Source organism: Romboutsia sp. 13368, from assembly GCF_018336475.1.
GTDB lineage: Bacteria > Bacillota > Clostridia > Peptostreptococcales > Peptostreptococcaceae > Romboutsia.
Window position 1 is genome coordinate 1165907 of record NZ_CP048741.1, and the last position, 230, is coordinate 1166136.

The window sequence follows — 230 nt, forward strand, 5'->3', positions numbered from 1 at the left end:
AAGTAGTTGGTTTTATAGGAAGAGAAAGTGATGCAGAATTTGGTATATGGGGATCAATAGCAGAACAGTTAGGCAAAAAGGATCAATTTAAAAATTATTACTCACCACTTCAAGCACCAGGTCAAAGTGCATGGGTAAACTTACTTAAAGGGCAACCATTACTTATATTATTAGATGAAATACCACCATACTTAGTTAATGCAAAATCAAAAGCTATAGGAAATTCAAAC

The 230-nt window shown here is 33.0% G+C and carries 1 protein-coding gene; it reads left to right on the plus strand.

The window, feature by feature from the left end:
- On the plus strand, positions 1 to 230 hold a 230-nt coding region (locus tag G3997_RS04740; RefSeq protein WP_296648910.1), incomplete at both ends, for a DUF499 domain-containing protein.